Source organism: Pyrinomonas sp. (assembly GCF_040289685.1).
GTDB lineage: Bacteria > Acidobacteriota > Blastocatellia > Pyrinomonadales > Pyrinomonadaceae > Pyrinomonas.
Genome location: NZ_PSLQ01000104.1, coordinates 4,579 through 6,355 on the forward strand (window position 1 = coordinate 4,579; position 1,777 = coordinate 6,355).

Consider the following 1,777-nt stretch of genomic DNA (forward strand, 5'->3'; position numbering starts at 1 on the left):
CAAAGCCGACGCGCTTCTTTGAAAGAGAACGCAAAAGGCGTTTCTATCGTTTCAGCAAGCGGCGGTTGATCGGTCGTGATCCCTCGCGCTTGCGCGGTGAAACGAACCGAGAGCTTAAGCGTGGACAAAAAGCATTTCTGTCTGCTATACTCTTTTGCTTGCCGAAAGAGGCAAGGACCAGTTTCGCGGCGCATTGGTGTAGCTGGCTAACACGCCGCCCTCTCAAGGCGGAGATCACGGGTTCGAGTCCCGTATGCGCTGCCAAAGATTGAGGCTGTCGCGCAAGAGGCGACAGCCTTTTACTTTTCCTCCGCTCCCCGAAATTCGAGATCCGAGATAAATGCCGGAGTTGAACCCAGGCCAGTAAGCTCGCCGGAGCAACCACGCCGACAATCTTCGGAACTCGGAATGGATGCTGAAGTTGGACATAATTTTATTGGGTTCCAGTATTGGGTTCCAGCCTTTCCGCAATAATCACGTCCAAACCCGAAGGATTTCGAACGGAAGTTGGAGCTTGCTACACCGAGCCTCAGCCGTTCTATTCTCTCTGCCGCCCCTCGTGACCGAGATACGCGCAAGCCGCCGACTTCTATCAAGGAAATGATCAACACGGCGAGAGCAGGTTTCCACGCTGAGGTTCGTCCCTCTATTGAGCCAAGACATGGGATTTCAGGGCAACGGATGGGCGTCGCCGTCGAGGATGAAACCTCGGTGAATCGGTTCGTGCGACCTTTGGCGATGATGTGTGGGTTTCGCGCATGTCGAGGCTGATCCTTCGTGAATCGATTGGCTCCGTTCAGCGTGAGTTATGGAAACGGGCGGGCAGCAGCATCGCTTGCGCGATTTAAGGCTCCGCCCTTAAGCTTGACGGGAAATTTTTTCGGGCGAAGAGTGCGAGCCATGAAACGACGCCAAAGTGATGGTTGTCCCGTGATGGGCGCGTTGCAGTGGGTGGGCGACCGGTGGACCCTTTTGGTTGTACGTGATCTCGCACGTGGACCGCGCCGCACAACGGAATTGCTGACGACGCTCCATCCGATCAGCAGTCGAACGCTGGTCGGGCGGCTGCGCGAAATGGAAAAGGCAGCGCTCATTGAACGGCGCGAATTCAACGGCAGCCCACCACACGTCGAATACGCGCTGACCGACCGCGGTAAACTCCTGCTGCCGTTGCTCGACGCGCTGCGACGCGCGGGCGAAGCGCTGGGCTGCTGTGCGTGCGAGGATCGCCGACGGCAGCGCGGTTCGTACTGCGAAGCCTGTCCACAACGCAGTCAACAGAATTTGAGGAGAGAAGTTCCCGTCGTTCTGCTTTGAGAGGCCATCGAACAAGTTCCACTTGGTACGTTCTACGACCTTACCGGAAATCTTGCGCGAGCGACCCGCTCCTTTGGGTTGGGATGAAGCGCTTGATGCGGACTTGAAAAGCCGACACCCTTGAGGCGTCCGCCTGAACGGAGGCGAACCTTGGGACACAAAGGCGGCGCGCGTGCCGGGTGGCCGCAACTGTTGGGGAGGAGAGAGCTCTCGGATTACTCACGGCTCAACGCCGTGTGGAGCGTCAAGCTTTGAACCTCAAAGTACGAGATCGCTCCTGGGCGACCGACGAAAGGGGCGGGACAGGCCTTGAAGCCAACAGCCGCCAACCCTTCTTTTTCGTCCCTTTAGAAAAACGGGGGGAGCGCGAGTGGGCTGTAATCCCCCTCAATTCATTGAGGGGACACACCGCACCCCCTCGCTACAGCATTGATGTCCGTTTCGCGGCATGTTACCGTAA

At 57.5% G+C, this 1,777-nt stretch carries 1 protein-coding gene and 1 tRNA gene; both read left to right on the forward strand.

Features of this window, described 5'->3' with window-relative positions:
* Positions 1 to 187: 187 nt before the first annotated feature.
* Positions 188 to 264 (forward strand) — tRNA-Glu (locus tag C4334_RS14250).
* A gap of 636 nt (positions 265 to 900) precedes the next feature.
* Positions 901 to 1,317: a winged helix-turn-helix transcriptional regulator gene (locus tag C4334_RS14255; RefSeq protein WP_352432755.1), complete on the forward strand. Its 417-nt coding sequence runs from the start codon at positions 901 to 903 to the stop codon at positions 1,315 to 1,317.
* Positions 1,318 to 1,777: the final 460 nt, after the last annotated feature.